Source organism: Leyella stercorea (assembly GCF_021531355.1).
Classification (GTDB): Bacteria; Bacteroidota; Bacteroidia; order Bacteroidales; family Bacteroidaceae; genus Prevotella.
On the sequence record NZ_JADYTS010000233.1, the window covers coordinates 1 to 294 of the forward strand.

Genomic DNA, 294 nt, shown 5'->3' on the forward strand with positions numbered 1-294 from the left:
ACTCGAACTCCCACGACACAATTGTCACTACCCCCTCAAAGTAGCGCGTCTACCAATTCCGCCACCTCTCCATTATGTAGTTATGTGATTGTTCTGAATAGTTAGTGCCCAGAACAGGACTCGAACCTGCACGTCGTTAAACACACGCACCTGAAACGTGCGCGTCTACCAATTCCGCCACCTGGGCAAAACAAGACTTGCGCCTTTATCTATTCAGAACTTTGAGCGGCAAACGAGACTTGAACTCGCGACCCCAACCTTGGCAAGGTTGTGCTCTACCAACTGAGCTATTGC

Annotated in this window: 1 tRNA gene; it reads right to left on the bottom strand. The window is 50.0% G+C overall.

Annotated features, from left to right (window positions below):
- Positions 1–105: 105 nt before the first annotated feature.
- Positions 106–187: transfer RNA gene (locus I6E38_RS15200), tRNA-Leu, on the bottom strand.
- Positions 188–294: the final 107 nt, after the last annotated feature.